The sequence below is a fragment of the Jannaschia halovivens genome, assembly GCF_046452375.1.
GTDB lineage: Bacteria > Pseudomonadota > Alphaproteobacteria > Rhodobacterales > Rhodobacteraceae > Jannaschia > Jannaschia halovivens.
Genome location: NZ_JBKFDJ010000002.1, coordinates 242,975 through 267,281, shown reverse-complemented (window position 1 = coordinate 267,281; position 24,307 = coordinate 242,975). Strand labels below are relative to the sequence as shown.

21 protein-coding genes are annotated in these 24,307 nt (G+C 67.5%); 8 read left to right on the top strand and 13 right to left on the bottom strand.

All coding sequences use genetic code 11. From position 1 onward, the window contains the following. The first annotated feature begins 57 nt into the window (after positions 1 to 57). Positions 58 to 726: a DsbA family oxidoreductase gene (locus ACK8OR_RS14715; protein ID WP_410190158.1), complete on the top strand. Its 669-nt coding sequence runs from the start codon at positions 58 to 60 to the stop codon at positions 724 to 726. A 50-nt stretch (positions 727 to 776) separates the two neighbouring features. Continuing rightward, complete coding sequence (locus ACK8OR_RS14710; protein ID WP_410190694.1) at positions 777 to 1,994, top strand: multidrug effflux MFS transporter; 1,218 nt, start codon at positions 777 to 779, stop codon at positions 1,992 to 1,994. 10 nt (positions 1,995 to 2,004) lie between these two features. On the opposite strand, the gene ACK8OR_RS14705 is transcribed toward ACK8OR_RS14710, so the two are convergent. From ACK8OR_RS14705 to ACK8OR_RS14695, 3 genes are read right to left on the bottom strand one after another with little or no spacing between them, the layout of a single operon-like run. Continuing rightward, the gene (locus tag ACK8OR_RS14705) at positions 2,005 to 3,315 is read right to left on the bottom strand and encodes a cation:proton antiporter domain-containing protein (RefSeq protein WP_410190157.1); all 1,311 of its coding nucleotides are present in this window, start codon (positions 3,313 to 3,315) and stop codon (positions 2,005 to 2,007) included. 58 nt (positions 3,316 to 3,373) lie between these two features. Beyond that, the gene (mfd, locus tag ACK8OR_RS14700; protein WP_410190156.1) at positions 3,374 to 6,871 is read right to left on the bottom strand and encodes a transcription-repair coupling factor; all 3,498 of its coding nucleotides are present in this window, start codon (positions 6,869 to 6,871) and stop codon (positions 3,374 to 3,376) included. Between the two features lie 53 nt (positions 6,872 to 6,924). Continuing rightward, complete coding sequence (locus tag ACK8OR_RS14695) at positions 6,925 to 7,452, bottom strand: component of SufBCD complex (RefSeq protein WP_410190155.1); 528 nt, start codon at positions 7,450 to 7,452, stop codon at positions 6,925 to 6,927. Between the two features lie 128 nt (positions 7,453 to 7,580). Here ACK8OR_RS14695 and hemB point away from each other — a divergent pair, with 128 nt between their 5' ends. Both hemB and ACK8OR_RS14685 read left to right on the top strand, forming a co-directional pair. Then, complete coding sequence (gene hemB, locus ACK8OR_RS14690; RefSeq protein ID WP_410190154.1) at positions 7,581 to 8,582, top strand: porphobilinogen synthase; 1,002 nt, start codon at positions 7,581 to 7,583, stop codon at positions 8,580 to 8,582. Between the two features lie 195 nt (positions 8,583 to 8,777). Beyond that, complete coding sequence (locus ACK8OR_RS14685; protein WP_298430087.1) at positions 8,778 to 8,984, top strand: cold-shock protein; 207 nt, start codon at positions 8,778 to 8,780, stop codon at positions 8,982 to 8,984. Positions 8,985 to 9,274: 290 nt separating this feature from the next. Here the strand turns inward: ACK8OR_RS14685 and msrA are convergent, their stop codons facing one another. Beyond that, complete coding sequence (gene msrA, locus ACK8OR_RS14680; RefSeq protein WP_410190153.1) at positions 9,275 to 9,925, bottom strand: peptide-methionine (S)-S-oxide reductase MsrA; 651 nt, start codon at positions 9,923 to 9,925, stop codon at positions 9,275 to 9,277. 39 nt (positions 9,926 to 9,964) lie between these two features. Continuing rightward, positions 9,965 to 11,182, bottom strand: a complete 1,218-nt coding sequence (locus ACK8OR_RS14675; RefSeq protein WP_410190152.1) for an MFS transporter — start codon at positions 11,180 to 11,182, stop codon at positions 9,965 to 9,967. A 140-nt stretch (positions 11,183 to 11,322) separates the two neighbouring features. On the opposite strand from ACK8OR_RS14675, the gene ACK8OR_RS14670 reads away from it, so the two are divergent. From ACK8OR_RS14670 to ACK8OR_RS14660, 3 genes are all read left to right on the top strand, one after another. After that, positions 11,323 to 12,594, top strand: a complete 1,272-nt coding sequence (locus ACK8OR_RS14670) for a hypothetical protein (RefSeq protein WP_410190151.1) — start codon at positions 11,323 to 11,325, stop codon at positions 12,592 to 12,594. After that, a complete protein-coding gene (locus ACK8OR_RS14665) occupies positions 12,591 to 13,343 on the top strand; it encodes a COG3904 family protein (RefSeq protein WP_410190150.1) in 753 nt (250 codons plus the stop codon). Before ACK8OR_RS14670 ends, ACK8OR_RS14665 begins: the two co-directional genes overlap by 4 nt. 254 nt (positions 13,344 to 13,597) lie before the next feature. Next, positions 13,598 to 14,710 carry a hypothetical protein gene (locus ACK8OR_RS14660; RefSeq protein WP_410190149.1) on the top strand — a complete coding sequence of 371 codons (1,113 nt, stop codon included), beginning with the start codon at positions 13,598 to 13,600 and terminating at the stop codon, positions 14,708 to 14,710. Positions 14,711 to 14,781: 71 nt separating this feature from the next. Here the strand turns inward: ACK8OR_RS14660 and ACK8OR_RS14655 are convergent, their stop codons facing one another. Beyond that, the gene (locus tag ACK8OR_RS14655) at positions 14,782 to 16,203 is read right to left on the bottom strand and encodes a homospermidine synthase (RefSeq protein ID WP_410190148.1); all 1,422 of its coding nucleotides are present in this window, start codon (positions 16,201 to 16,203) and stop codon (positions 14,782 to 14,784) included. 103 nt (positions 16,204 to 16,306) lie between these two features. Here ACK8OR_RS14655 and ACK8OR_RS14650 point away from each other — a divergent pair, with 103 nt between their 5' ends. Next, positions 16,307 to 17,122: a hypothetical protein gene (locus ACK8OR_RS14650; protein WP_410190147.1), complete on the top strand. Its 816-nt coding sequence runs from the start codon at positions 16,307 to 16,309 to the stop codon at positions 17,120 to 17,122. 141 nt (positions 17,123 to 17,263) lie between these two features. Here the strand turns inward: ACK8OR_RS14650 and ACK8OR_RS14645 are convergent, their stop codons facing one another. From ACK8OR_RS14645 to ACK8OR_RS14615, 7 genes are all read right to left on the bottom strand, one after another. Continuing rightward, positions 17,264 to 17,650, bottom strand: a complete 387-nt coding sequence (locus tag ACK8OR_RS14645; RefSeq protein WP_410190146.1) for a hypothetical protein — start codon at positions 17,648 to 17,650, stop codon at positions 17,264 to 17,266. 96 nt (positions 17,651 to 17,746) lie between these two features. Beyond that, complete coding sequence (locus ACK8OR_RS14640; RefSeq protein WP_410190145.1) at positions 17,747 to 18,487, bottom strand: helix-turn-helix transcriptional regulator; 741 nt, start codon at positions 18,485 to 18,487, stop codon at positions 17,747 to 17,749. 134 nt (positions 18,488 to 18,621) lie between these two features. Next, positions 18,622 to 19,242: a 30S ribosomal protein S4 gene (gene rpsD / locus ACK8OR_RS14635; RefSeq protein ID WP_298430139.1), complete on the bottom strand. Its 621-nt coding sequence runs from the start codon at positions 19,240 to 19,242 to the stop codon at positions 18,622 to 18,624. 139 nt (positions 19,243 to 19,381) lie between these two features. Continuing rightward, positions 19,382 to 20,419 carry a Hint domain-containing protein gene (locus tag ACK8OR_RS14630; RefSeq protein ID WP_410190144.1) on the bottom strand — a complete coding sequence of 346 codons (1,038 nt, stop codon included), beginning with the start codon at positions 20,417 to 20,419 and terminating at the stop codon, positions 19,382 to 19,384. A 138-nt stretch (positions 20,420 to 20,557) separates the two neighbouring features. Continuing rightward, positions 20,558 to 21,100: a lipocalin family protein gene (locus ACK8OR_RS14625; RefSeq protein WP_410190143.1), complete on the bottom strand. Its 543-nt coding sequence runs from the start codon at positions 21,098 to 21,100 to the stop codon at positions 20,558 to 20,560. 9 nt (positions 21,101 to 21,109) lie between these two features. Beyond that, on the bottom strand, positions 21,110 to 21,775 hold the full coding sequence (gene pdeM / locus ACK8OR_RS14620) for a ligase-associated DNA damage response endonuclease PdeM (protein ID WP_410190142.1): 666 nt from the start codon (positions 21,773 to 21,775) through the stop codon (positions 21,110 to 21,112). A 52-nt stretch (positions 21,776 to 21,827) separates the two neighbouring features. After that, entirely contained in the window at positions 21,828 to 24,230 is a 2,403-nt protein-coding gene (locus tag ACK8OR_RS14615) for a ligase-associated DNA damage response DEXH box helicase (protein WP_410190141.1), read from the bottom strand. Positions 24,231 to 24,307 lie beyond the last annotated feature (77 nt).

Here is a 24,307-nt window from a genome sequence, read left to right as displayed (position 1 = left end):
GGGGTTTCTTCGCCGCCGCGTCGCGCCTAGGGTCCGCTGGTTTCGTAGAGGTTCGGCATGACGGTCAAACTCGATATTCTCTCCGACCCGATCTGTCCCTGGTGCCATATCGGCCGCGCCAACCTGTTCCGCGCGCTCGAACGCCATCCCGAGCATCCGTTCACGCTCGAATGGCATCCGTTCCAGCTCAATCCCGATATGCCCGCCAAGGGGATGGACCGCCGCGCCTATCTCGAGGCCAAGTTCGGCGGGCGCGACGGCGCCGTCCGGGCCTATGCACCGGTGGTCGAGGCGGCCGAGGTGGCGGGATTGTCGATCGATTTCGAGGCCATCGCGCGGACACCCAACACGCTCGATGCGCATCGCCTGATCCACTGGGCCGGGCTCGAGGGGCGGCAGACGCCGGTCGCGACGGCGCTCTTCCAGGCCTATTTCGAGAAGGGACAGGATATCGGAAACGTGCCGACCCTGGTCGCCATCGGGGCCGAGGCGGGGATGGATGCAGGCATGCTGGAACGGCTCTTCGCCGGCGACGCCGATGCCGATGACATCCGCGCCCGCGACGCCCATGCCCGCGCGCGCGGGGTGACCGGCGTCCCCACCTTCGTGCTCGCCAACCAGCATGTGCTCCGGGGCGCGCAGCCGCCCGAGCTCTGGGCGCAGGTCATCGAGGAGGTCGCGGCGCAACTTCGGGCCGAGCCCGCCGCGACCGATACGCCCGCGTGACCGACGCGGCGTCGTCAGAGGCCGCCCCGATCACGAAGCCCGCGCTGTCTATGGTGGAGTTCGTGGCGCTGATGGCGATGCTGTCGGCGACGATCGCGTTCTCGATCGACGCGATGCTGCCGGCGCTGCCCGATATCGGTGCGGCCCTGTCGCCGCTGAACCCCAACGCGGCCCAGCTTGTGATCGTGGCCTTCGTCTTCGGGATGGGCGCGGGGACGATCTTCGCGGGGCCGATGTCGGACGCCTTCGGCCGCAAGCGCGTGATGCTGTCGGGCGCGGTGCTCTATTGCGCCGGCGCTGTCGGGGCCGCCTTCGCGCCCACGCTCGAGACGATCATCGTGGCGCGGGTGATCCAGGGCCTCGGCGCCGCGGGGCCGCGGGTCGCGGCGCAGGCGATGATCCGCGACCTTTATATGGGGCGCGGCATGGCCAAGGTGGCGAGCTTCGTGATGATGACCTTCACGCTGGTTCCCGCGATGGCGCCGCTGATCGGCTCTCTCATCATCGCGGGCTTCGGCTGGCGCGCGGTCTTCTGGGCCTTCGTCATTTTCTCGGTGATCTCGGGCGGCTGGCTCGCGCTGCGGCAGCCCGAGACGCTGCCGCTCGCCCGTCGCCGCCCGCTGCGGCTCCGACCGCTGGCCACCGCCTTCCGCGAGGTCCTCGGACATCGCAACGTGCGGCTGGCGATCTTCATTCAAACCATGGTGTTCGGCCTCCTCTTCTCGACCATCACCAGCGTGCAGCCGATCTACCAAGACGTGTTCGACCGGGCCGACAGCTTTCCGCTCTGGTTCGGCCTCGTCGCACTTTTGTCGGGGGGCGCGAGCTTCCTCAACGCGCGGGTCGTCGGGCGGGTCGGAATGCTTTGGATGCTGCGACGGGCGCTGGCCGGGCATCTGGTGCTGTCGCTGATGCTGGCGCTGGTCTGGGTGGCGGGGCTCCTGTCGGGCGAGGCGGCGTTCTGGGCCTTCTTCGGGTTTCAGGTGTCTAGCTTCGCGCTCGCGGGCCTCACCATCGGCAACCTGCAGGCCATCGCGATGCAGCCGATGGGCCATATCGCGGGCATGGCGTCCTCGGTGATCTCGTCGATGTCGACGATCCTGGCCGTGGCGGTGGCGGTGCCCATCGGCCTCGCCTTCGACGGGACACCCGTGCCGTTGATCGTGGGGTCTGGGCTCTGCGCGGGCGTCGCCTTCCTGATGGCGCTGGCGCTGCGGGACGGGTCGGGCGCGCTCGAGGAGCCTTTCGCGGGTCAGAAGCTCCGCTAGGCGCGCGCGGTCACTCGGCGGGCTTGCGCGCGGTGTCGTTCGTGTCCTCGGCATAGGGGTGCACGTCGCCGATCTCGGGGTCTTCCGACAGGAAGATATTGGCGGCGTAACCGTGCACCACGATCGAAACGACGATGGTGACCACGGCCACCCGCCAGACACCGTCGATATCAGCGAACTCGGCGTGGTTCTGGGCATAGGCGATGTAGAAGACCGACCCCATGCCGCGAATGCCGAAGAAGGCCACGTTGCGGCGGGACATCCGATCGCACGGATGGCCGATCATGGCCAGCAGGCCCGCGATCGGGCGGATCAGGAAGACGAGGGCGAGCGCGAAGGCCACCTCCTCCCAGCGGAGCCCGGACAGCGCCCCGCCGACCAGGAAGGTTCCCAGCCAGAGCAATAGAATCGCGAGCAGGATCGCCTCGAGCTGTTCGGCGCCGTGGTGGACGTATTTCTCGTAGCCTTCATGCTCGGTGCCGCGCGTATTCGAACGGCCCGCGCGAACCGCGACGAAGACCGCGAGGAAGCCGTAGCCGTCCACCGCCTCGGTCACGCCGTAGGAGATCATCGTGGCCGAAAGGATAACGAGCACCGCGTTCCAAGCGCCCTGCGCGCCGTCGCCCCAGGGCGAGAAGACGACGCGGCTGATGGCCCAGCCGGTGGCGTAGCCGACGACGATGCCCATCGCGACTCGGTAGGCGAAATCGAAGGTCAACCAGTCCCAGATCCAGGCCTCGCCCGAGGTGGCCTCGGCCACGCCCAGCGTCGCGGCATGGATCGCGAGATAGACGAAGGGAAAGGCGAGCCCGTCATTGAGGCCCGCCTCGGCTGTCAGCGCGACCTCCACCGGTTCCTCGTCCTGGCCGGGCGGCGAGACCTGCACAGACCGCGCCAGCACCGGATCCGTGGGCGCGAGCGAAGCCGCCAGCAGCAGGGCCGCCGGCAGCGACAGCCCGAGCCAGCCATGACCGAGGAACGCGACGGCCGCGATGGTCAGCGGCATCGCCACGATCAACAGCCGCCAGGTCGGGTTCCAGTTCCGCCAGGACATCGGCGTGTCGATGGCAAGACCGGCGCCGGCCAGCGAGATGATGACGATCAGCTCGGACGCATGTTCGATCACCATCGACTGCCAGCCGCCTTCGAGCGGGTCGATCAACGCCATCCCGACTCCGGCGAAGAGCGCCCCGAAGACGAGATAGAAGGCCGGAAGGTTGAAAAGCTTGTAGCGCGCGAGTGCCGGTTGCAGGGTCAGCCCGAACAGCGCGAGCCCGAGCACCGTGTAGATCAGGTCGCGTGGATCAATCGTGCCCCACATCCGCGACGCCTCCGTTTCAGCCCCAACACGGGGCGTGGCCGCCCGGTTCCCCGAAGGATCAGGCGCCCTTCACCTTCACCGCCCCCGCATGGACCGCGAGGTCGCGCGCCACCGAGAACGCGCCCTTGATGCGATCGGCCTCGGACGGGAAGTCCTGCGCGAGGACGAGCTTGTCGCCCTTGATCTTCGCAGCACCGTTCTTCGACTTGATGTAGTCCACGAGCCCCTCGGGGCGAGCGAAGCGGTTGCCGTGGAACTCGACCGTCGCGCCCTTGGCGCCGACGTTCAGCTTCTCGATCCCGGCCGACTTGCAGAGCGACTTGATACGGACGACGCGCAGAAGGACGTTCACCTCGCGGGGCAGGGGGCCGAAGCGGTCGATCAGTTCAGCCGCGAACCCCTCCAGCTCCACCTTGCGGTCGAGCCCCGAGAGGCGACGATAGAGGCCCAGCCGTGTGTCGAGGTCGGGTACGTAGTCCTCGGGGATGAGAACGGGGACGCCCAGCGCGATCTGCGGCGACCAGTCGTCGGAGAGCGCGTCCGGGAGGTCGGCCTTGCCCGATTTCAGCTTCTCGATCGTCTCTTGCAGCATCGACTGGTACAATTCGAACCCCACCTCCTTCATGTGGCCCGATTGCTCCTCGCCGATGATGTTGCCACCGCCTCTGAGATCAAGGTCTTGGCTGGCGATGTTGAAGCCCGCGCCCAGCGCGTCGATGCTGCCCAGGGCCTTCAGCCGCCGCGTGGCTGCCGTCGTCAGCTTGGATTTGGGTTTGGTTGTCAGATAAGCGTAAGCACGGGTCTTGGATCGACCCACCCGTCCCCTGATCTGGTAGAGTTGGGACAAGCCGAACATGTCGGCCCGCCAGATGACCATCGTGTTCGCCGTCGGGATATCGATACCGGATTCGATGATCGTGGTTGAGAGAAGGACATCGTACTTGCCGTCGTAGAAGGCGTTCATGCGCTCGTCGAGGTCACCGGCCGCAAGTTGTCCATGTGCGATCACATGGCTCAACTCGGGTAGCTGTTCGCGCAGGAATTGCTCCATTTCCGACAAATCGCTGATCCGGGGCACGACCATGAAGGACTGTCCGCCGCGGTAGTGCTCGCGCAGCAGGGCCTCGCGGACGGTCACGGCGTCGAATTCCGACACATAGGTCCGGATCGCGAGGCGGTCGACGGGCGGCGTGCCGATGATCGATAGGTCTCGCACCCCTGTCAGCGACATCTGGAGCGTCCGTGGGATGGGCGTGGCCGAGAGCGTCAGCACATGAACGTCGGTCCGCATCTCCTTGAGACGCTCCTTATGTGTGACGCCGAAATGCTGTTCCTCGTCGATCACGAGGAGACCGAGATCGCGGAACTTCACCTGCTTGGCCAGCAGTGCATGGGTGCCGATGGCGATGTCGACGGTGCCATCGGCGATGCCCGCGCGGGTTTCTGCCGCGACCTTGGGCGTCACGAAGCGCGACAGCTGCCGGACCTTGACGGGAAAGCCGCGGAACCGGTCCATGAAGGACTTGGCGTGCTGGCGTGCGAGGAGGGTCGTGGGCGCGATCACCGCCACCTGTTTGCCGGACGTGGCCGCGATGAAGGCCGCGCGCATCGCCACCTCGGTCTTGCCGAAGCCGACATCTCCGACAACGAGCCGGTCCATCGGGTTGCCCGACGCAAGGTCGGCCGCGACGTCTTCGATGGCCTGCATCTGGTCGTCCGTCTCCTCGTAGGGGAAGCGGGCGGCGAAGGCTTCGGCCATGTCAGCGGGCGGCGTCAGGATCGGGGCCTGACGCAGCGCGCGTTCGGCTGCGATCCGCATCAGGCGTTCGGCGATCTGGCGGATGCGCTCCTTGAGCTTGGCCTTGCGGGCCTGCCACGCACCGCCGCCCAGCTTGTCGAGGAGCCCCTCTTCCGAGCCATAGCGGCTGAGGAGTTCGATATTCTCGACGGGCAGGAACAGCCGGTCGCCGCCTGCATATTCTAGGGCCAGACATTCGTGCGGTGCCCCGGCAGCGGTGACCGTCTCCATCCCGATGAAGCGTCCGACGCCGTGATCGACATGCACCACGAGATCGCCGACCGAGAGGGCCTGCGCCTCGGTCAGGAAGTTCTCGGCGCGGCGCTTCTTCTTCTTGCCCCGGATCAGCCGCTCGCCCAGCACGTCCTGTTCGGAGATGACGGTCAGCCGATGCTGACCGAAGGGACCGTCGAAGCCGCGGTCGAGGGCCCAGATCGCCAAACCGACCTCGCCGCGCGCGACCTCCTGGAGGCGCTTGACGGCCTTCAGCCCCTCCACGCCGTGATCTTCGAGCAGGCCCTCCAGACGCTCGCGCGCGCCGCCGGAATAGGAGGCGATGACGACGCCGCCCTCGGCCCGCTTCTTGGCGACATACGCAGCCAGCGTCTCGAAGAGATTGACGTCCTCGAGCTGTCGCTCCGGCGCGAAGCTGCGCCCGATGCGCCCGCCCGCGTCGATCACATTCGGTCCGGGTGCTGCGGGGAAGGGCGACAGGTGCAGCGCGCGGCGGCCCGCCATGACGGCCTCGAACGCGTCCGGTGCAAGGTAGAGCCCGTCGGGCTGCGCGGGCTTGTAGACGCTGTCGACGCGACCCTTGGCGGTCATCGCCTCGCGCCGGTTGTCGTACATGTCGGTGATCTGCGTCCAGCGCTCCGCGTGCTGCGCGGGCAGGCCATCGTCGAGGACGAAGCTCGCGTCAGGCAGGTAGTCGGGCAGCGTCTCGAGCGTCTCGTGGAAGAACGGCAGCCAGTGTTCGGCGCCCTGCGCCTTCTTGCCCGCCGTGACCGCCTCGTAGAGCGGATCGTCGGTGCCCGCCGCGCCGAACTCGATGCGGTAGGTCTGGCGGAATCGCGTGATGGCGGGGCCGTCGAGAATGACCTCCGAGACGGGGGCCAGCTCGATCAGCTCCAGCGTGTCGGTGGTGCGCTGGGAGACGGGATCGAACCGACGCAGCCCGTCCAGCGTATCGCCGAAGAGGTCGAGACGGATGGGCGCGGGCTGCCCCGGCGGCCAGATGTCGATGATGCCGCCGCGGGGCGACCAGTCGCCCGGCTCCATCACGGTGGGTGTCTGGGTGAAGCCCATGCGGACGAGGAAATCGCGCATCGCCTTCTCGTCGATGCGCTGATCGACGCGGGCGGCAAAGCCCGCGCCCTTGAGCGTGTCGCGGGCCGGGATGCGCTGGGTGACGGCCGCGAGCGTGGTCAGGAGGACGAACTTGCCCGTGAAACCGTGGGCCAGCGCCGTGAGTGTCGCCATCCGCGTGGCCGAGATCTCGGCGGCGGGCGAGATGCGGTCGTAGGGCAGCACGTCCCAGGCCGGGAACCGCAGTACCGTGACGTCCGCGCGGTGGGCGCGAAGGGCGGCGGCCATCGCTTCCATCCGCTTGTCGTCGCGGGCGACGTGGACGACGGGATGGCCCCGCTCCAACTCGCGCAGGAGGACCGCGGCGTCGAACCCCTCGGGCGCACCGCCGACGCGGATATGTCCGTCCGGAAGGGGGCGGGTCTGGTGGTCGGAGGGGGCGCTGTCGGGCATCGGGGTCAGGTAACCGGTGGCGGGTCGGTGTCAACCGCGCCGTGCCACGCGCCTCAGCCGCCGAGGACGGACTGGTTGAGGTTCGTCCACATGCCCCACATCGACGTCACGAAGATCGAGATCACGCCGACGAACTGCACCTTGCGGCGATGCGCCGCGAGAAGGTTGCCGAGGTCGATCGCGTCGAGCCCCGCGACCTTGCGCGCCGTCATCAGCGACAGCCACCCCACCACCATCATCGGCAGGAACAGTAACAAGAGCGCCTGCGCGAACTCGATCCGGTAGAGAAAGCCCAGAAGCGCCAGCGACGAGATCGCGAAGAAGGTGAACGCCGTCGAGATCAGCCCGGTCGCGTCGGCGATGAACAGGAGGCGACGCGACTGGATGTTGGCGAGCGCGTGCATGTCGCGCAGCGAGGCCTCGTGCCCCCGCGCGGCGCGGCGCACCATGTCGAAGGGCACGCCGACGACCCAGTGGGACGCGGTCGACCAGAGCACGGCCAGCGCGATCCAGAACCAGAGGTTCGAGAACGAGCGGAAGTCGATGACCTCCAACGCCGTCTGAAGGAAGTAGAAATTCAAGTGCGTCGCCGTCCCGGTCCGTTCGGCGCCCATGTCGCCCGTGCGCCCCCCCGATTGCAAGCGCGCCGCGGCGGCTTGATGGCGGTGGTGCGGTCATGCCACCCATGCGGCGTGAGGGAGATGCGACGATGACGAGACGGTTTGCCGATTACCCCGCCACGCGGACCCGCCGGACCCGCCGGACGCCGGCGTTGCGCGCGCTCACCCGCGAAGAGCGGTTGTCCTGCGACGACCTGATATGGCCGGTCTTCGTCTGCGACGGCACGGGTGTGACGCAGGAGGTGGCGTCGATGCCCGGCGTGATCCGGCGTTCGGTCGATCTGACGGTCGAGGCGGCGGCCGAGGCCTGGGACGCGGGCATCCCGGCGATCTGCCTCTTTCCCTATACCGATCCGGCCTTGAAGACCGATCTCTGCGAAGAGGCGTGGAACCCCGAGAACCTGTCGAACCGCGCGATCCGCGCGATCAAGGCCGAGGTCCCGGATATCGCCATCATGACCGACGTGGCGCTCGATCCCTACAACGCGCAGGGCCATGACGGCATCGTCCGGGGCGGGGTGATCGTGAACGACGAGTCGGTCGAGGCGCTGGTGCGCATGGCGCTGGCGCAGGCCGAGGCGGGGGCGGACATCCTCGGGCCGTCGGACATGATGGATGGCCGGATCGGCGCGATGCGGGCGGCCCTGGAGGAGGCGGGCCATGTGGACGTGTCAATCATGTCCTACGCCGCGAAATACGCGAGCGCGTTCTACGGGCCGTTCCGCGATGCCGTGGGGGCCTCGGGGGCGCTGAAGGGCGACAAGAAGACCTATCAGCTCGATCCCGCCAATGCGCGCGAGGGGTTGCTCGGCGTCGAGATGGACCTCGCCGAGGGCGCGGACATGGTGATGGTGAAGCCGGGCATGCCGTATCTCGACATGGTGACGCGGGTGAAGGAGGCGTTCGCCGTGCCGACCTATGCCTACCAGGTGTCGGGCGAATACGCGATGATCCGGGCGGCGGCGGGCAACGGCTGGATCGACGGCGAACGGGTGATGATGGAGAGCCTGATGGCCTTTCGTAGGGCGGGCTGCGACGGCGTCCTGACCTATTTCGCGCCGGAGGCGGCACGGCTGATCCGCGCCGGATAGTCCTGACGCGGGGGAATCCCGCCGATCCGGTCCGCTTCGAACACAGCCCTTGCATTATGCGCGGCGGAGGCCCACATGGGACTGGCGACGTTGTGACTGTCGATGGCTCTCCCTTTGTGGCTCAGTGTCTCGATCCTGCACTGTACTAGCCGACCTGCCGCATCCCGCGGGCAGACGAACTAAAGGAGACCGACGATGGCAACTGGCACCGTCAAATGGTTCAATTCCACCAAAGGCTTCGGCTTTATCGCGCCCGATGGCGGCAGCAAGGACGTGTTCGTGCACATCTCTGCCGTCGAGCGCGCGGGTCTGACCGACCTCGCCGACAACCAGAAGGTGACGTTCGACATCGAGCCCGGCCGTGACGGCCGCGAAAGCGCGACGAACATCCAGCTCGCCTGAAGCGACGCTGACCCGAGATACGAAAGGGCGCCCCACGGGGCGCCCTTTTGCGTTCCAGGCCGGGGCCATTTCGCCAACCGGCGAAGGGCGCCTCTCCCTGACTGTGGCAACGTCGCGACCGGCTAGAGATTCGTCCTGCGAAGACCGCCGGGCGGTGCGTCTACGAGGATCTGAGGATCATCCGGCGATAGGTACGTTCAGCCAAGGCCGTCCCACGAAGCCCCAATGTTCAAAACCTGTTCGGCAGGCGGCGGTGCGTGGGGACCACGGACCGTCCGGGACGACGCCCGCTAAACCCCCGTTCCGATCGGGCAGGTGACACCGGTGCCGCCGATGCCGCAATAGCCGCCCGGGTTCTTCGAAAGGTATTGCTGGTGGTAGTTCTCGGCCGCGAAGAAGAGGGGGGCGTCGACGATCTCGGTGGTGATCGCGCCGTAGCCCGCGTCGCGCAGGCGGGGGGTCATGGCCTCGGCCGAGGCGGTCGCGGCGGCGCGCTGGGCGTCCGAATAGGTGTAGATGCCGGAGCGGTACTGCGTGCCGCGGTCGTTTCCCTGCCGCATGCCTTGGGTCGGGTCGTGGCCCTCCCAGAAGACGCGGAGGAGGTCGTCATACGTGACCGTGGCGGGATCGTAGATCACGCGCACGACCTCGTTGTGGCCGGTGCGGCCCGAGCAGACCTCCTCGTAGGTGGCGTTGGGCGTGAAGCCGCCCGCATAGCCGACGAGGGTCATGTGAACGCCCGGCAGTTGCCAGAACATCCGCTCGACCCCCCAGAAGCAGCCCATGCCGAACATCGCCTCCTCCATGCCGTCGGGCACCTCGTTGGAGAGCGGGGTGCCGAAGACGTGATGCGTGCCAGTCAGCGGGATGGGCGTGCCGCGACCGGGCAGGGCGGCATCTTCGGAGATCATTTCGGCCTTGGGGCGCAGCAGGTTGAACATCGGAGGGCTCCTTCGTCGGTTCGCCCTTATGTAGGTGCGCTACTCGGCCGCGGCGAGGGGGCGGGCGAGGCGGGTCTCGTGGCCGGGCACCGGATGGCGGGGCACGAGCGTCGAGAGCGCGAAGGACAGCCCCGCCATTCCGGCCGCCAGCAGGTAGACCGAGACCGGCGAGGTCAGCCAGAGATAGCCCAACGCCGCGGGCAGGAAGACCGCCGCGATATGGTTGATCGTGAAGGCCACGGCGGCCGTGGGGGCGATGTCGCCGGGGGCCGCAATCTTCTGGAAGTAGGTCTTGATGGCGAGCGCCAGCGAGAAGAACACGTTGTTGACCATGAAGAGCGCGGCGGCCATCCAGACGCCCCAGTCGAACACGTAGAGCCCGGCATAGAGCAGGAAGACGAGGAAGAGGCCCGCGTATTCGATCATCAGCGCGGCCCGCTCGCCGAAATGGCCGACGGCGCGGCCGACCAGCGGGGCGGAGACCATGTTGACGACCAGCGTCGACATGAAGAGCGCCGTGATCTGATGGACGTCGAGACCGAAGCGCTCGACCATCATGAAGCCCGCGAAGACGATGAAGATCTGGCGACGGGCGCCCGACATGAACTGGAGCAGATAGTAGAGCCAGTAGCGGCGGCGCAGGATCATGCGCTTGGTCTGGGGATGCGGCGCCTCGAATTGCGGAAAGACGAGGAAGCACGCGGCGGCGACGGTCGCGGTCAGGCCGCCCGCGAACCAGTAGACGAGGTCGTAGCTGAGGTCGAAGGCGCGCCAGGTCAGGACGATGCACGCATAGGCGAGGAAGGTCGCGCCGGAGCCGACGGCCAGCAGCGTGCCGAGCATGCGGGGCGCTTCGGCCTTCGACAGCCATTGGAGCTGGAGGCTCTGGTTGACCGTTTCGTAGTAATGATAGCCGATCGAGCTGAGCATCGTGACCGTGAGGATGCCCGCGAGGCTGGGGAATTGCGCGGTGAGCGCGGTGGCGACGCCCAGCAGGATGAGCGAGACGAGCGCGAGCGTCTGTTCGCGCACGAAGATGATGATCGCGATGACGCCGACGGCGAAAAAGCCGGGGATCTCGCGCACCGTGTGCAGCCAGCCGATATCGGCGCCGTCGAAGCCCGCGACCTCGATGGTGAAGTTGTTCAGGAGCGCCGACCACGTCGCGAAGGCCACCGGCATGATCGCCGCCATCAGCATCAGGAGCGCCTTGGGGCGGCGCCAGGCGGGCAGGCTGGTTGTGTCGGCGAGGCGCATGGGTTCGGGCTACGCCTCGGGGGGAGACGTGTCCAGCTTGGGCGAGGTGCGCGATGTGGGGCGTGCCCGTGCGTGGGTGGTGCGCGCTTGTCATCCCGGCTCGCCGCGCCCATCCTTTGAGGCTGACAGGGGGAGCGCGAATGACACGGGATACCAAGGGCCTGCGCCACGCGCGGGAGGTCGAGGGCCATCTCGACTGGCTGGGCAGCTTCACGTCGGCCGCGCTGGGCGTGCTGGCCGTGGCGTCGGGGATCTACACCTATCTCGGGGTGCGGGGCCTCCTCGACGATGGCGGGGCGCTCTCGCTCTTTGCCGCGATGGCGTATTCGGCGGCGGTCTCGACGGGGATCTTCGTCTTCTGGTCCTACATGCTGCGGCTACTGCCCGCGATGCGGACGGCCGCCACGCGGCTCTGGCTGGTGGCCGCGATGGCCCTGGGCTCGGCGGCGATCGTGGCGATGTCGTCTTGGCTGAACGCGGCGGCGCTGGCGGGCTCGGCGGCGGTCGAGCAGCATCTGGCGCGGACGGTGCAGGACTATCAGGCCGCGCTGGAGCGGACCCACGAGGTGACGTTGCAGGCGCAGGCGCTGGGCCTCGATGTCGGGCGCACGCGGCAGGGCTTCGAGGACCTCTCCGAGCAGGAGGCCGACGGCGACCTTTCGGGGCTGGCCGGGCGGGGCGCGGTGTTCCGGGTGCTGGTCCAGAAGTCGGACGAGCTCGCCGTGCTCGACGCGCAGATCGCGGCGCAGGACCCGTTGGTCGAAGCGGCCTTCATCGAGGGCAATGCGATCCTGTCGCGGATGCGCGCGCTGACCGTGGCTCCCGGCGCGGTCGAGGACCGGTCGGTCGAGTTCTCCGAGGAGGCCGTGCGGCTGGCCGGTGTCATCACCACGTTGCGGCAATTGTCCGTGGCGCCGTTGGTGGACCGGGCGGCACGGGATCTCGCGCAATCGGTGGTGCTGCCGCGCCTCGATGCGGGGGACGCGGGCGGGCAGGCGGCGCAGGCCGCGACGATCACGTCCCTGCTGGAGGTTCTGGGCCGCCGGGCCGAGACGTTGCAGGCGGCGGCCGCCGAGGTGCTGGCGCTCGAACCCGCGCCAGAGGTCGTCTACACGCCGATCTCGACGGCGGACGCGGTGATCCTCTATGCACGCAACTTCGCACCGTCCTGGGCGGGTGCCATCGCGATCGACCTGCTGCCGGCGGTGCTCGTCCTGATCGTCGCCGTCGCGCAGGCCGCGATCCGCGCGGGTCGCGAACCCGCAAGCGCCGAAGACGCGATGACCGTGGCCGAACTGCGCGCCGCCGTCCTCGCCCTGCGCGAGGTCGAGGCCGCCGAAGGATTGGGCGGACCCGCGGCGCGGGTGCTGTCGGACGGGCCCGCGCCGGTGCCCCGAGAGGCCGCGGAATGACCGATGAGGCCGCCCCCGCCGCCAAGACCCATCCCGAGCGCCGGACGCTCCGCTGGCTGCTGGGGGGGCAGATCGCCATCGCGGCGGTTCTGGTCCTGATCGACCTCGCGCCCGCGGTGCCGGGGCTGATGTCGCCCTCGGACGCGCCCGCGCTCGACCGGCCGACCCGGCCCGGCGATCAGACCCGGCGCTATCGCCCGCGCAATCCGGCGCATCCGGGGCCGGGGGTCGATCCCGACATGCCGCGCCGCCTGATCCTGAGCACGGTCGAGGGCGATCGCCCGGCGGTACTGCTGCGCGGCGCGGTCGAGCCGGGCGACGGCGAGCGCATCGTCCGCGCGCTCGAGGCCGAGGCGGCTGAACTGGTCCAGCTCGACAGCCCCGGCGGCAGCGTGTCCGACGCGCTGGACATCGGGCGCACCATCCGCGCGCTGGGCCTCGACACCGCGCTGGCCCCGGGCGCGGTCTGCTTCTCGGCCTGCCCCTACATGTTCACCGGCGGCGTCGCGCGCACTGTCTCCGAGGATGCGCGGCTGGGCGTCCACCAGCATTCCTTCGGGGAATCGACGCTTCTGCCGGCCTTCCTTGCCGTCGAGGACGTGCAGCGCGGCCAGGCCGAGGTGCTGGCGCATCTGGACGCCATGGGTATCGACCTCGGTATCATGGGCCCCGCCATGGCGACCCCGGCGGACGAGATCTACATCCTGACCGGCGAGGAGCTGGTGGATTGGGACGTTGTGACGGAGTGATTGAAGCGCTGGCAGATGGCTGCTTTGAGCCCAAAATGACTGATGCTGCAGTCTCTTCGAATATCAGAGGTACGCAGATAGCAGACACTGCAAAGTTGCAAAGTCATTGAACCTCAATTGATCGTACAACAAAGCAGAAGAGAACTCGCGAGAAATGTTGAACTGCCACACGGCGGAAGCGCATATTCGAGTGTTTCTTGTACTCCACGCTACCCTTTCGTAGGACTTTGAGAACCAAAGAGCAGCATACCGCAATGAGTGATCTAACCGCCGTTATCAATGACACAGCCTGTCAAATTGGGCTTCTGTTCAAGTTCGTTCGTCGGATGAGTGAACTAGATTTTGCCGGTTCGCTTAGCGGTGAGTTCAGGGGCGCGCAGGATGCCGGGTGGTCAACAACGATCACCGCTGAGCAGGTGTTCGACGAGTTGTCAGAACGGCTGGCAACGGGGCGTGTGGAATCCTTCGCAGACATGCGAATAATTCTGTTGCTCTATAGCCAGCTATCTGAGGCCGGTGGCGTCTACGAAACCCTAAAGAACATGATGGGCATTGTTGGAAGCGCGCCGTACAATCTTTGGCCTTTTCAAGACCTAGTTCGTGTAAGGCAAAACCCGAAGCGTGTTATCGGCCCCAACGCTAACGCCACATTTCGAAACCTCGCGGCGCATGCGCACAAGATTGGAATGACGGGGCTATCCCAGGCTCTTGAGAATGTCTTTCGCGACGATGTGCGCAACGGAGTCTGCCACGCCGATTACGTTCTGTGGGATGACGGTTTGCGCCTGCGCAAAAGAAATGGCGGGTATGCAACACGGCTGGACTATGGAGAAGTGTCTGATTTGGTGGGGATTGGAGTGGCCTTCTTTCAAACGCTCCAAGAGCTGCGCCGGTCGGCCATTCAGTCTTTTCATCCGCCGCGCGAGATCATTGGCCGCTTCAGCGCGAACCCACCGATGCCAACCACGGTCGGTTACGATCCTGAGACTGGTGCATTCTCGATTAGCTGCTCTTCGCCTGGTCCTATGACATCACCCGAGTATCTGGCGCAGGAGGCTATCAACAAGTATCTGGGGGGCCGCGTTCTGGCTGTGTTTCGGGAGAACGGTGCTGGCGATCCCTATAGCATAGGGTTTGCTGATCACGGTTTTGATCCGGCTGAAGTCGATCTAAGTCAGGAAAGGTTTGCCGAGCTTGTCAAAGACATCGAAGCTCAGAATTTATGGGATGCGCGAGAGCATGATGCCAAGACAGAAGGTCTGTTGACCCTTAGCCCTTGGGGTTTTCGCTATCTTCAGGACTCAGTCGACTTTGTGAGCTTGATCGGCGAGCCGGAATTTCCGTTGGTCTTTGATCCACCACAATAATCGTCCGCTTTGGGCTGCGAGCAGCCATCGAAGCGCAAAGGGCAAACGACCGCTTCGTCCGCAGAGTCCCCTCAACTCGCCAGCACGTTCCGAAACTGCCACGGGTCGCTTTCGTCGATATCCTCGGGGAAATGCTGCCAGCGGTCCTGAAGGGGGGTCCAGTTGGTGTAGTGGGCCTCGACCGGGCCGAGATACGGGGTCTGGATCGCGAGACAGCGGGCGTGGTCCATCTCGTCGGTCTCGACGATCCCGGCATTCGGGTTCTCGAGCGCCCAGACCATCCCGGCGAGGACGGCGGAGGTGACCTGAAGGCCGGTGGCGTTCTGGTCCGGGGCAAGGCGCTTCGTCTCCTCGTTCGACAGTCGCGAACCGTACCAGAGGGCGTTCTTGGCGTGCCCAAAGAGGAGGACGCCCAGCTCGTCGATCCCGGTGACGATCTCGTCCTCCGAGAGGATGTGGTGGACCTGCTGCTGGCGGCCCGCGCCGAACATCTCGTGCAGGCTCAGCACCGCGTCGTCGCAGGGGTGGTAGGCGTAATGGCAGGTCGGGCGGAACTCGGGCGCGGCGCCCGACCCGACGGTGTAGTAATCGGCGATGCTGATCGCCTCGTTATGGGTGACGAGGAAGCCGAATTGCGGGCCCGGCGTGGGGCACCAGCTGTGGACGCGTGTGATCGCGCCGGGCCGGTTCAGCCAGATCGCCGCCTGCGAGCCTGTGCCATGGCGGCGGGCGTTTTCGGGGAACCAAGTCTCGTGCGTGCCCCAGCCCAGCTCGGCGGGCTGGAAGCCTTCGGCGATGAAGCCCTCGACCGACCAGGTGTTGACGAAGGTGTCACGGGGCCGCGGGGCCGCGCGGGCCTGGGTGTCGCGCTCGGCGATATGGACGCCTTTGACGCCCAGCGCATGCATCAGCCGCGCCCAGCCCGCCCGGTCGGCGGGTGCCGTGGCGTCCGCTCCGGTATCCTCGGCCAGCCGCAACAGCGCCGCCTTCACGAACCACGACACCATCCCCGGATTGGCGCCGCAGCACGACACCGCGGTCGTCCCGCCCGGGTTCGCGGCCTTCTCGTCGCGGACCTTCTGGCGAAGCGCGTAATTCGTCCGCTCGGCATTCTCGAGGTCGTCGAAATAGAAGCCCGCCCAAGGCTCCACGACCGTGTCGATATAAGGCACGCCGATCTCGCGGCAGAAGCGCATCAGGTCGAGCGAGGAGGTGTCGACCGAGAGGTTGACGCAGAAGCCCGCGCCCGGCGTCAGGACATCGCCCAGCACCTCGCGGTAATTGTCGGGCGTCAGCGCGACCTGCCGATGCGCGATGCCGCGCGCGGCGAGTTCGGCGCATCCGGCCTCGGCGGGCTCGATGACGAGGAGGCGGGAGCGGTCGTAGTCGAAATGACGTTCGATCAGGGGCAGGGTCCCGCGACCGATGGAGCCGAAGCCGATCATGACGATGGCGCCGTCGATCCGCGCGTGAATGGGATGGTCGCTTGGCATCTCGATGGCTCCTCTGGTCGCAGGCCGAGACATAGGACCCGCGCCCGTAGATGGAAACCGATACCGGGTCGGAATGACGTGCGGGATGGGGTAGGGGCTGGGGATGCTCGGGATCCTCGCCTTCGTCGCCGGAACGCTCCTTCTTCTCGGGCTGCTCTGCGATTTCCTCCTGACGACGATCGGCGCGATCGCCCGGCCGATCCTTTCGGGCCTTGTGGCGCGCAGGGTCTTCGGGGGCCTGCGCGCGCTGCATGGCGCGCTGGCGCCGGGGCGGGCCGCCGACATGGTGCAGGCCGTCGCGGGAACGGCGGTCATGGCGGGGGTCGGCCTGTTCTGGATCGTCGGATTCTCGGCGGCGTGGACGCTGATCTACCTTTCGGGCGGACCCGCCGTGACTGTCGAGGATGCGTCCCCGGACGCGGCGGCGGGTCTGGTGGATATCTGGGCCCATGTCGGCCATCTCCTGTCGACGCTGGGCGGGGCGACGACGGCGCCGACGGATACGGTCTGGAACGCTGTAGGCGTGCTGGTGGGGATCACCGGGATGGTCGTCCTGACCCTCGCCGTCAGCTTCATCCTCGCGACGACGCAGACGGTGGTGCGTGGCCGTGCGATGACGCGGCTCGTGCGCCTCGATCAGGACGTCGAACCCGCCGCGCTGTCGGACCTGGTAGAAGCGCTGCGGGCCTCGCCCTTCGCGGCCTTCTACAGCCATCCCGAAGAGGTGCTGGGCGTGCCCGCGGCACTCCACCGTCTGGCCGAGCGGGGAATGGCGGGCGGGGATGGACCGTTGATCCGCGCGATGCTCTCGGATTTGCCGGAATTCGAGGCACCATCGACCTCTGCCCCGGATACGGCGTTCCTGTCGTCGCTGTCGGAATGGTGCGCGCGGTTCATGATGGAGCCGCCGCCGCGCTGAGGATCGAACGCGACACGAAAATGAACCGCCCCCCGTTGGGAGACGGTCCCGCACTCGTTACGCACGTCACCGCGTGGGTCTCGCGGGCGCTTGGAGAACCTGGAGGCTGGCATAGCCGCCGGGCGATCGAAGGTTCGATGGCTAGCGGATGTCGAAGACGCCGCGGTTGCCCTCGCCCCGGTTGCGCGTCAGCGCGACCTGGCCGGGTGCAAGCTCTGCAAGCTGGCAGTCGCTGCCGAGCGATTCCGGTTTCAGGCCTGCCGTCCAGGTCCGGCACCAATAGCCGTCCTCGAAGCTCCAGGAGCCCTGGAGGGCGCCGCGGCCATAGTTGCCCGAGACCGACCCGTCCGCGTTCAGGCGGAAGAAGTTGCCGTTGCCGCCATTCGCTGCGACGAGATCGCGCCCGACGACGGCGGCCCGGAAGGCGGCTTCGTCCGTGACGCGGACGAAGCCGTCGGAGCCCGCGTCGGTTTCGACACAACCGGCCAGGAGGAGGCCTGCCCCCGCGAGCATGGATATCAGTTTCATCGTATTCCCTTCGTGATCTGCCGACCTCGGACGGGTCGTTCTGCGGCGATCATCGAAGGGGAGGGCCGGGGTGAAAACCTATCGAAACCGATAGCTTCAGAGCCGAAGCTGACCCGAGCGGATGGCCAGCGCGATGGCCTGTTCTCGGGTGGCGGCGCCGAGCTTGCGGCGGGCTTGCGCGGCGTGGGCGCGGACGGTGACCTCGGCGATCTTCATGCGGAACGCGATCGCGTCGTTGCGATGCCCGGCGGCGAGATAGCGCAGCACGTCGCGCTCGCGGGTGCTGAGCGCGGGGTCCATCATCGGCGTGGCGCCGGGGCTGTCGCGCGTCTCGGGCGGGCCGATCGCGGCGGCGATGACGGCGGCACGAAGCTGTGCCCGACGGTCCGGCGCGGGGGCATCCGCGGCCCTCGCGATGGAAATGGCCTTGAAGCTGCCCGGTTCGGGGGCCGTGTAGGCGCAGAAGTCGATGATGCGGTAGTCCCAGCGGACGATCTGGTCGGACATCGCCCTCTCGGGTGCCGTGTCGCCGGTGATACCGTCGATACGGCCATCGGTCATCCGCAGGACCCGTCCGCCGCGGCAGGCCCCCAGCAGGAGCGGGTCGATCTGCTGAAATGTCTGGTCGAAATAGTCCTTGAGCCAAGCCTCCGACATCGAGCTGCGGAACCAGACCGGGGTCCCGTCGGCCATGCATTCGACCATGTTCAGGGCATTTGCATCTTCGTCTTCGACCAACGCCACGGCGCGCAGCCACGCGTCGTCGCCATCGGTCGCGGCGGCGAAGGTGTCGACCGCGTCGATCAACCCGTTCAGCGTGCCGCCGCTGTCCTCCATCCATACCTCCCGTACCGCGCCAGGGCGTGACCACGATGCACCGAGTCCGAGGCGCCGCGCAAAAAGAAAACGCGCCCCTGGGGGCGCGTCCTTTGCTTGCCGATATGCGCGACGGGGCGGGGCCCCGCGGCGGATCAGTTCTGGGCGTAGTATTCGATGACGAGGTTCGGCTCCATCATCACCGGGTAGGGCACATCGCCGAGGCCCGGCGTGCGAACGAACGTCGCGGTGAGCTTGCCGTGGTCGGCATCGAGGTAGTCGGGCACGTCACGCTCGGCCAGCTGCGTGGCTTCGAGGACGAGCGCCAGCTGCTTGGACTTGTCGCGGACCGAGACGACGTCGCCTTCCTTGACGCGGTAGGACGGGATGTTGACGCGCTTGCCGTTCACGAGGACGTGGCCGTGGTTCACGAACTGGCGGGCGGCGAAGACGGTGGGCACGAACTTGGCGCGGTAGACGACGGCGTCGAGACGACGCTCGAGCAGGCCGATCAGGTTCTCGCCGGTGTCGCCCTTGACGCGCGCGGCTTCGGCGAAGATGCGCTTGAACTGCTTCTCGGTCAGGTCGCCGTAATAGCCCTTGAGCTTCTGCTTGGCGCGAAGCTGCAGGCCGAAATCGGACAGCTTGCCCTTGCGGCGCTGACCGTGCTGGCCCGGGCCGTATTCGCGGCGGTTGACCGGGGACTTCGAGCGACCCCAGATGTTCTCGCCCATGCGGCGGTCGAGCTTGTACTTGGCAGACGTGCGTTTGGTCACGGCTGATCTCCTTCGATAGAGCGCGCCCGGTGGGGCGCTATGAAGGGCGTTGTCCTCTGGCCGAAGCCTGACAGGCATCCCCTCGCGGGGGCCACCAACACCAATGGAAGCCGCGCTTTATGACGCGCCGCTCAGGGTGTCAAGAAAGGTGCCGCGGCGCTCCGTCATGCCGCAGGATCGCGGCGTCGGCCGGGGTCAGGACGCGGCGCGCGGCGGGGCCGTAGGCCTCGGGCGCACAGATCTCGGCAAGTTCCTCGCGTTCGACGGGGTTCAGGTGCTCGAGGTCCGCCTCGGCGGGGTGGAAGCTCTCGGTCGGGGCGCCGTTGGCGTAGATCACCTGGTGGCGCGCAAATAGGAGATGGACATAGATCACCTCGCGCCGGCCGCGTTCCGGCAGGATGGCGACATGATCCACGAGGTCGCGCGCCCGCACGAGCACCTCCGCCTCGCCCCAGAGCGCGCGGGGCTTCCGGCCGTCCACGAGCAGCTGATGCCCGGGCGAGACGAGGAGGTCCGCGCCATGATCCGCCCCGAGCATGCCCGCGCGGATGCGGATCGGGCGCAGCGACGGCATGGCATAGAGCCGCGCGCCGGAAATCCGGCGAAGACCCATCCAGAGGATCTCTTGCGGGCCGTCGTCGCGGGTGAGGACGCGGTCGCCGGGATAGAGCGCCTCGATCGGGCGGGGGCCGTCCTCGGTGTCGATGATCGTGCCTTCGGTGAAGCAGATCGGATCGCGGGCCGGGGCGGGGACGCGCAGGACGGGCGTCTGCGTCACGCGGAGTTCGGTGTTCGGCGGCGGGAGGTCGTCCGCAAAATGTAGAAGGGTGTCGCCCGACGCGGTCTCGATCAGGTGGGCGGACCAATGTTGGTCGCCATCCGAGAGGATCAACGCCTCGGGATCGTCCCAGGGGTCGAGTTGGACAGCCGGCGCCGTCGCATCACCGCGGGAACGCGAGAGCTTGGCGATGGCGGCCGGAAGGTGGGTGCGGAGTTCGGCGAGCCCGGTCGCCTGTGGCAAAAGGAGCGCGGATCGGTCGCCGTCGAGCCGCAGGGGCGGGCCGAACCAGCGAAAGGATGCACCTTTCGGAAACGGGTTGCGGGCGGACGGAAAAGCTCCGTCCACCCGCGCCTGTACGGTGGATATGACCTGTGCCCCAGCACATGTCCCCGACATGACCGCCTGTCCCAACGTATTCATATTGTTATGTTTCCCGCCACTTCCGGGCTGGTAGGGATGTTCTACCCCATGGGTGATTCGCGCGTCAAATACCGATTCGCGAATCGGGCGAAGAAAATCGCAAACGATTCAAAATTAACGCAAACGATTCGGGGGTGCGTAGCGCAGTTGCGTCGTGTCGTAGCCGTTGAAGTCGAGCACGGTCAGCGCGGAGCGCAAACGGTCCTCGGGAATGGCCGGATCGCGGTTCAGGATCCAGCCCGCGCGCCCGTTGGGCTGACCCAGCACGGCCGTGCGGTAATCCGCGTCAGTCCAGAGAACCCAGAGCGGTGCGGCGAAGGGCACGCCCGAAAGCTCGACCCGCAGGCGGCCGGGCCCGATCACGGTCGCATCGCCGGTGATGGCGCGGATGGCCGTGCCGTCCGGCGTCCGGCAGGTGTTGCGCAGGCGCAACCGGTCGCCGGTGGGCGCGGCGTACTCCGCCGTCGCGCGGGGGCAGTCGGACTGGAAGGCGACGGGAAAGCGCGCGACCTCGTGCCATAGGCCGGCGAAGCGGGCCGGGTCGAAATCGGCTTTTGACGCGATAGCGACCGTGGTGTCGCGATAGGACGGCAGGAGGGGTGCCACCGCGGCGGCGCATCCCGTGAGGGTCAGGGCGAGGGCGAGGGCGCGGATCATCGGGCGAGCCTAGCGCGGCATCGGGATCTCGACCATGGGCGACCCCGCGAGGATCGCCCGGGCCTGTGCACCCATCAGGTCGGTCAAGGCCCGGTCGCGGGAGCGCAGCCCGCCGGTATAGGTCCCGTAGGCCGGCATGATGAGGCGGTTGCCGTCATGGAGAAAGCAAGGCCGCGAGATGTTGCGCCCCTTCACACAGAGCGCGGCCTTCGGATGGTAATGGCCCGACACCTCGTGGCGTCCATGCTCGGTGGCGATGTGGCGGAAGGTCAGGGGGCCGCAGGTCACACCCTCGGCCGCGTGACCGCCGAGGCCAGTGGGCGCGGGGTCGTGGTTGCCGGTGATCCAGGTCCAGTCGCGCCCGGCCATCAACCCTTCGATCCACGCGATGTCGGACGGGTCCAGCGCCTCCGCCGCCGCCATGTCGTCGAAGCTGTCGCCGAGCGAGATGACGACCGCCGGGTCCGTCGCTGCGATGTCGTCTTGCAACCGCGTCAGCGTGTCGATCGTCTCGTAGGGCGGGACGAGCATGCCGGAGCGGCGGGCGATGCGTTCGGACTTGCCCAGATGCAGGTCGCTGACCACCAGAAGGCGCGCCGCGGGCCAGTGCAGGGCCCCTGACGGGCGCGCGACGAGGTGTTCGCCGGCGAAGGTAAAGGCGTGGGCGTTCCGCATTTGTCCGGTGAATCACGGCACGGCGGCGAGGGCAAGGGGACGGGGCGTCGCGTCACTCGAGCGAGAGGCCCGCCTCGGCCATCAGCTTCTCGGCCTCCTCGAGCATCAGTTTGCCTTCGCCGCGGCCCTTGATCGGCACGATGCCGCGTTCGAGAAACATCGGCGCGGCCAGGGGCGTCACGCGATCGAGCTTCACCTGGTCGATGCGGTCGCCCACCGTGTTCAGGAGGAGCTCGACCCGGCCAAAATCGATATGGCCGCGCATCGCCTCCTCCTCGGTGATCTTGAGCATCAGGTGGTCGGGGTCGTAGCGGTGGAGCGTGTCGTAGAGGATGTCCGACGAGAAAGCGGCCTGTCGCCCGGTCGAGCGCTTGCCGGGATAATTGCGGTCGATCAGGCCCGCGATGATCGCCGCGTTGCGGAAGGTCCGCTTCATCACTGCGTTGCCGTTCAGCCAGCTTTCGAGGGCCGCGTGGACGCCGTCGTGTCGCAGGTAGGGGCGGATGTCGCCGACGGGCTCCAGCCCCCAGATCAGCGTCGCGTAGTCGTTCGAGACGAAGCCCAGCGGGTCGAGGCCGTTCTCCTCCATCCCCTTGGTCACGAGGAGGGCGAGGGTCTGGTGCGCGTTGATGCCCGCGAAGCCGTAGATGCAGACATGATGGCGGCCGTCGCGCGGGAACTGCTCGACCAGCAGGCGGCCAGGTTCGGGCATGGTCGAGACCTCGGCCTGAAGCTCCAGCCAGGTGCGCGTGTGATCGGGCAGCGCGTCGAAGCGCTGTTCGTGGAGCATGTCCTGGATGCGGGCGGCCAGCTGGACCGACGTGGTCCACTTGTAGCCGATATAGGTCGCGATCCGGGGCTCCTTGTTGGGGCGGGGCGACACCTCGACGGTCAACTCGCGCATGTTCTCGTAGCGGACGATCTGGCCGCCCATCAGGAAGGTATCGCCGGGTGATAGGGTCGAGGCGAAGCCCTCCTCGATCTCGCCGAGGGGCATGCCGCCACGCCCCTTGAAGCGGACCTTGAGCTTGTCGGTGTCGATGATCGTCCCGAGGTTCATCCGGATCTGGCGCGCCGCGCGCGGGTCGCGGAGGCCCCAGACACCGGGGCTCCGTTCCTTGAGGCGTTGGTAGCGGTCATAAGCGCGAAGCGCGTAGCCGCCGGTCGCCACGAACTCGAGGCATTCATCGAAGGCGGCGCGGCTGAGGGTGGAATACGGACCGACGGAGCGGATCTCGGCGAAGAGCGTGTCCTCGTGGAAGTCGGCGGCGCAGGCGACGCATGCGATGTGCTGGCAGAGGACATCGCGCGGCCCGTCGAGCCGCAGGTCGCCGTCCAGTTCGCCCGCGCGGACGGCTTCGAGGGCGGCGTGGCACTCGATCACCTCGAAGCGGTTGGCGGGGACGAGCCGGGCCTTGGAGGGCGCGTTGTAGCGGTGGTTGGCGCGGCCGATGCGCTGGACGAGGGACTTGACCTTCTTGGGCGCGCCGATCTGGATCACGAGGTCGACGTCGCCCCAGTCGATCCCGAGATCGAGCGAGCCGGTGGCGACGATGGCCTTGAGCTGGCCCGCGACCATGGCCTGTTCGACGCGCAGCCGCGCCTCCTTGGCCAGCGCGCCGTGGTGGATGCCGATGGGCAGGTCGTCCTCGTTGGCGAGCCAGAGGTTGTGGAAGAAGATCTCGGCCTGGGCGCGGGTGTTGTGGAAGATCAGCGTGGTGTCGTGGGCGCGCACCTGCTCGAGCACGGCGGGAATGGCGTAGCGGCCGCCGGCGCCGGCCCAGGGCGGTGCCTCCTCGGTCTCGAGGATGGCGATGTCGGGGGGCGGGCCGGGATCGGCCTGGACGATCGGGCAGGGGTCGGGATGACGCGCGAGGTAGTGCGCGATGACGCCGGGGTCGTCGACGGTGGCCGAGAGGCCGACGCGGCGCAGGCCGGGTGCCAAGGTCTGGAGCCGCGAAAGGGCGAGCATCAGCTGATCGCCGCGCTTGTTGTCGGCCAGCGCGTGGATCTCGTCGACAATGACGCGTTGCAGGCCCGCGAAGGTGCGGGCGGCATCGGGGTAGGAGATCATCAGCGCGAGGGATTCGGGCGTCGTCAACAGAACATGGGGCGGGTCGGCGCGCTGGCGTTGGCGCTTGGTGTAGGAGGTGTCGCCGGTGCGGTCCTCGACCCGGATGGGCAGGCCCGCCTCCTCGATCGGGGTCGCGAGATTGCGGCGGATGTCATTGGCGAGCGCCTTCAGGGGCGAGACGTAGAGCGTGTGGAGACCGTCATGGCCATCCGCGCATTCCACCAGGGTCGGCAGAAACCCCGCAAGCGTCTTGCCGCCGCCGGTGGGCGCGATGAGCAGGAGGCTCGGCGCATCCTTTCGGTCGAGCATCTCGCGTTGGTGCGGATGCAGGGTCCAGTGTCGACGCTCGAAGAAGGCGGAAAGGGCGGGGGGCAGGTCCATGGAGCGGAGATAACCCCCGTGACCCAAAGAGAAAGGGCGCCCCGCGGGACGCCCTTTCGATCGACGACGGAGCGGGG

What these genes read in the sequence shown, in the direction of transcription:
- msrA (WP_410190153.1), bottom strand. Translation starts at nt 9,925, where the DNA reads ATGTTCAACCTGCTGCGCCCCAAGGCCGAAATGATCTCCGAAGATGCC.
- pdeM (WP_410190142.1), bottom strand. Translation starts at nt 21,775, where the DNA reads ATGCGGAACGCCCACGCCTTTACCTTCGCCGGCGAACACCTCGTCGCG.
- ACK8OR_RS14630 (WP_410190144.1), bottom strand. Translation starts at nt 20,419, where the DNA reads ATGTCGGGGACATGTGCTGGGGCACAGGTCATATCCACCGTACAGGCG.
- hemB (WP_410190154.1), top strand. Translation starts at nt 7,581, where the DNA reads ATGACGAGACGGTTTGCCGATTACCCCGCCACGCGGACCCGCCGGACC.
- ACK8OR_RS14640 (WP_410190145.1), bottom strand. Translation starts at nt 18,487, where the DNA reads ATGGAGGACAGCGGCGGCACGCTGAACGGGTTGATCGACGCGGTCGAC.
- ACK8OR_RS14625 (WP_410190143.1), bottom strand. Translation starts at nt 21,100, where the DNA reads ATGATCCGCGCCCTCGCCCTCGCCCTGACCCTCACGGGATGCGCCGCC.
- ACK8OR_RS14615 (WP_410190141.1), bottom strand. Translation starts at nt 24,230, where the DNA reads ATGGACCTGCCCCCCGCCCTTTCCGCCTTCTTCGAGCGTCGACACTGG.
- ACK8OR_RS14710 (WP_410190694.1), top strand. Translation starts at nt 777, where the DNA reads ATGGTGGAGTTCGTGGCGCTGATGGCGATGCTGTCGGCGACGATCGCG.
- ACK8OR_RS14645 (WP_410190146.1), bottom strand. Translation starts at nt 17,650, where the DNA reads ATGAAACTGATATCCATGCTCGCGGGGGCAGGCCTCCTCCTGGCCGGT.
- ACK8OR_RS14715 (WP_410190158.1), top strand. Translation starts at nt 58, where the DNA reads ATGACGGTCAAACTCGATATTCTCTCCGACCCGATCTGTCCCTGGTGC.
- ACK8OR_RS14655 (WP_410190148.1), bottom strand. Translation starts at nt 16,203, where the DNA reads ATGCCAAGCGACCATCCCATTCACGCGCGGATCGACGGCGCCATCGTC.
- ACK8OR_RS14670 (WP_410190151.1), top strand. Translation starts at nt 11,323, where the DNA reads ATGACACGGGATACCAAGGGCCTGCGCCACGCGCGGGAGGTCGAGGGC.
- ACK8OR_RS14705 (WP_410190157.1), bottom strand. Translation starts at nt 3,315, where the DNA reads ATGTGGGGCACGATTGATCCACGCGACCTGATCTACACGGTGCTCGGG.
- ACK8OR_RS14685 (WP_298430087.1), top strand. Translation starts at nt 8,778, where the DNA reads ATGGCAACTGGCACCGTCAAATGGTTCAATTCCACCAAAGGCTTCGGC.
- ACK8OR_RS14660 (WP_410190149.1), top strand. Translation starts at nt 13,598, where the DNA reads ATGAGTGATCTAACCGCCGTTATCAATGACACAGCCTGTCAAATTGGG.
- ACK8OR_RS14650 (WP_410190147.1), top strand. Translation starts at nt 16,307, where the DNA reads ATGCTCGGGATCCTCGCCTTCGTCGCCGGAACGCTCCTTCTTCTCGGG.
- ACK8OR_RS14665 (WP_410190150.1), top strand. Translation starts at nt 12,591, where the DNA reads ATGACCGATGAGGCCGCCCCCGCCGCCAAGACCCATCCCGAGCGCCGG.
- ACK8OR_RS14675 (WP_410190152.1), bottom strand. Translation starts at nt 11,182, where the DNA reads ATGCGCCTCGCCGACACAACCAGCCTGCCCGCCTGGCGCCGCCCCAAG.
- mfd (WP_410190156.1), bottom strand. Translation starts at nt 6,871, where the DNA reads ATGCCCGACAGCGCCCCCTCCGACCACCAGACCCGCCCCCTTCCGGAC.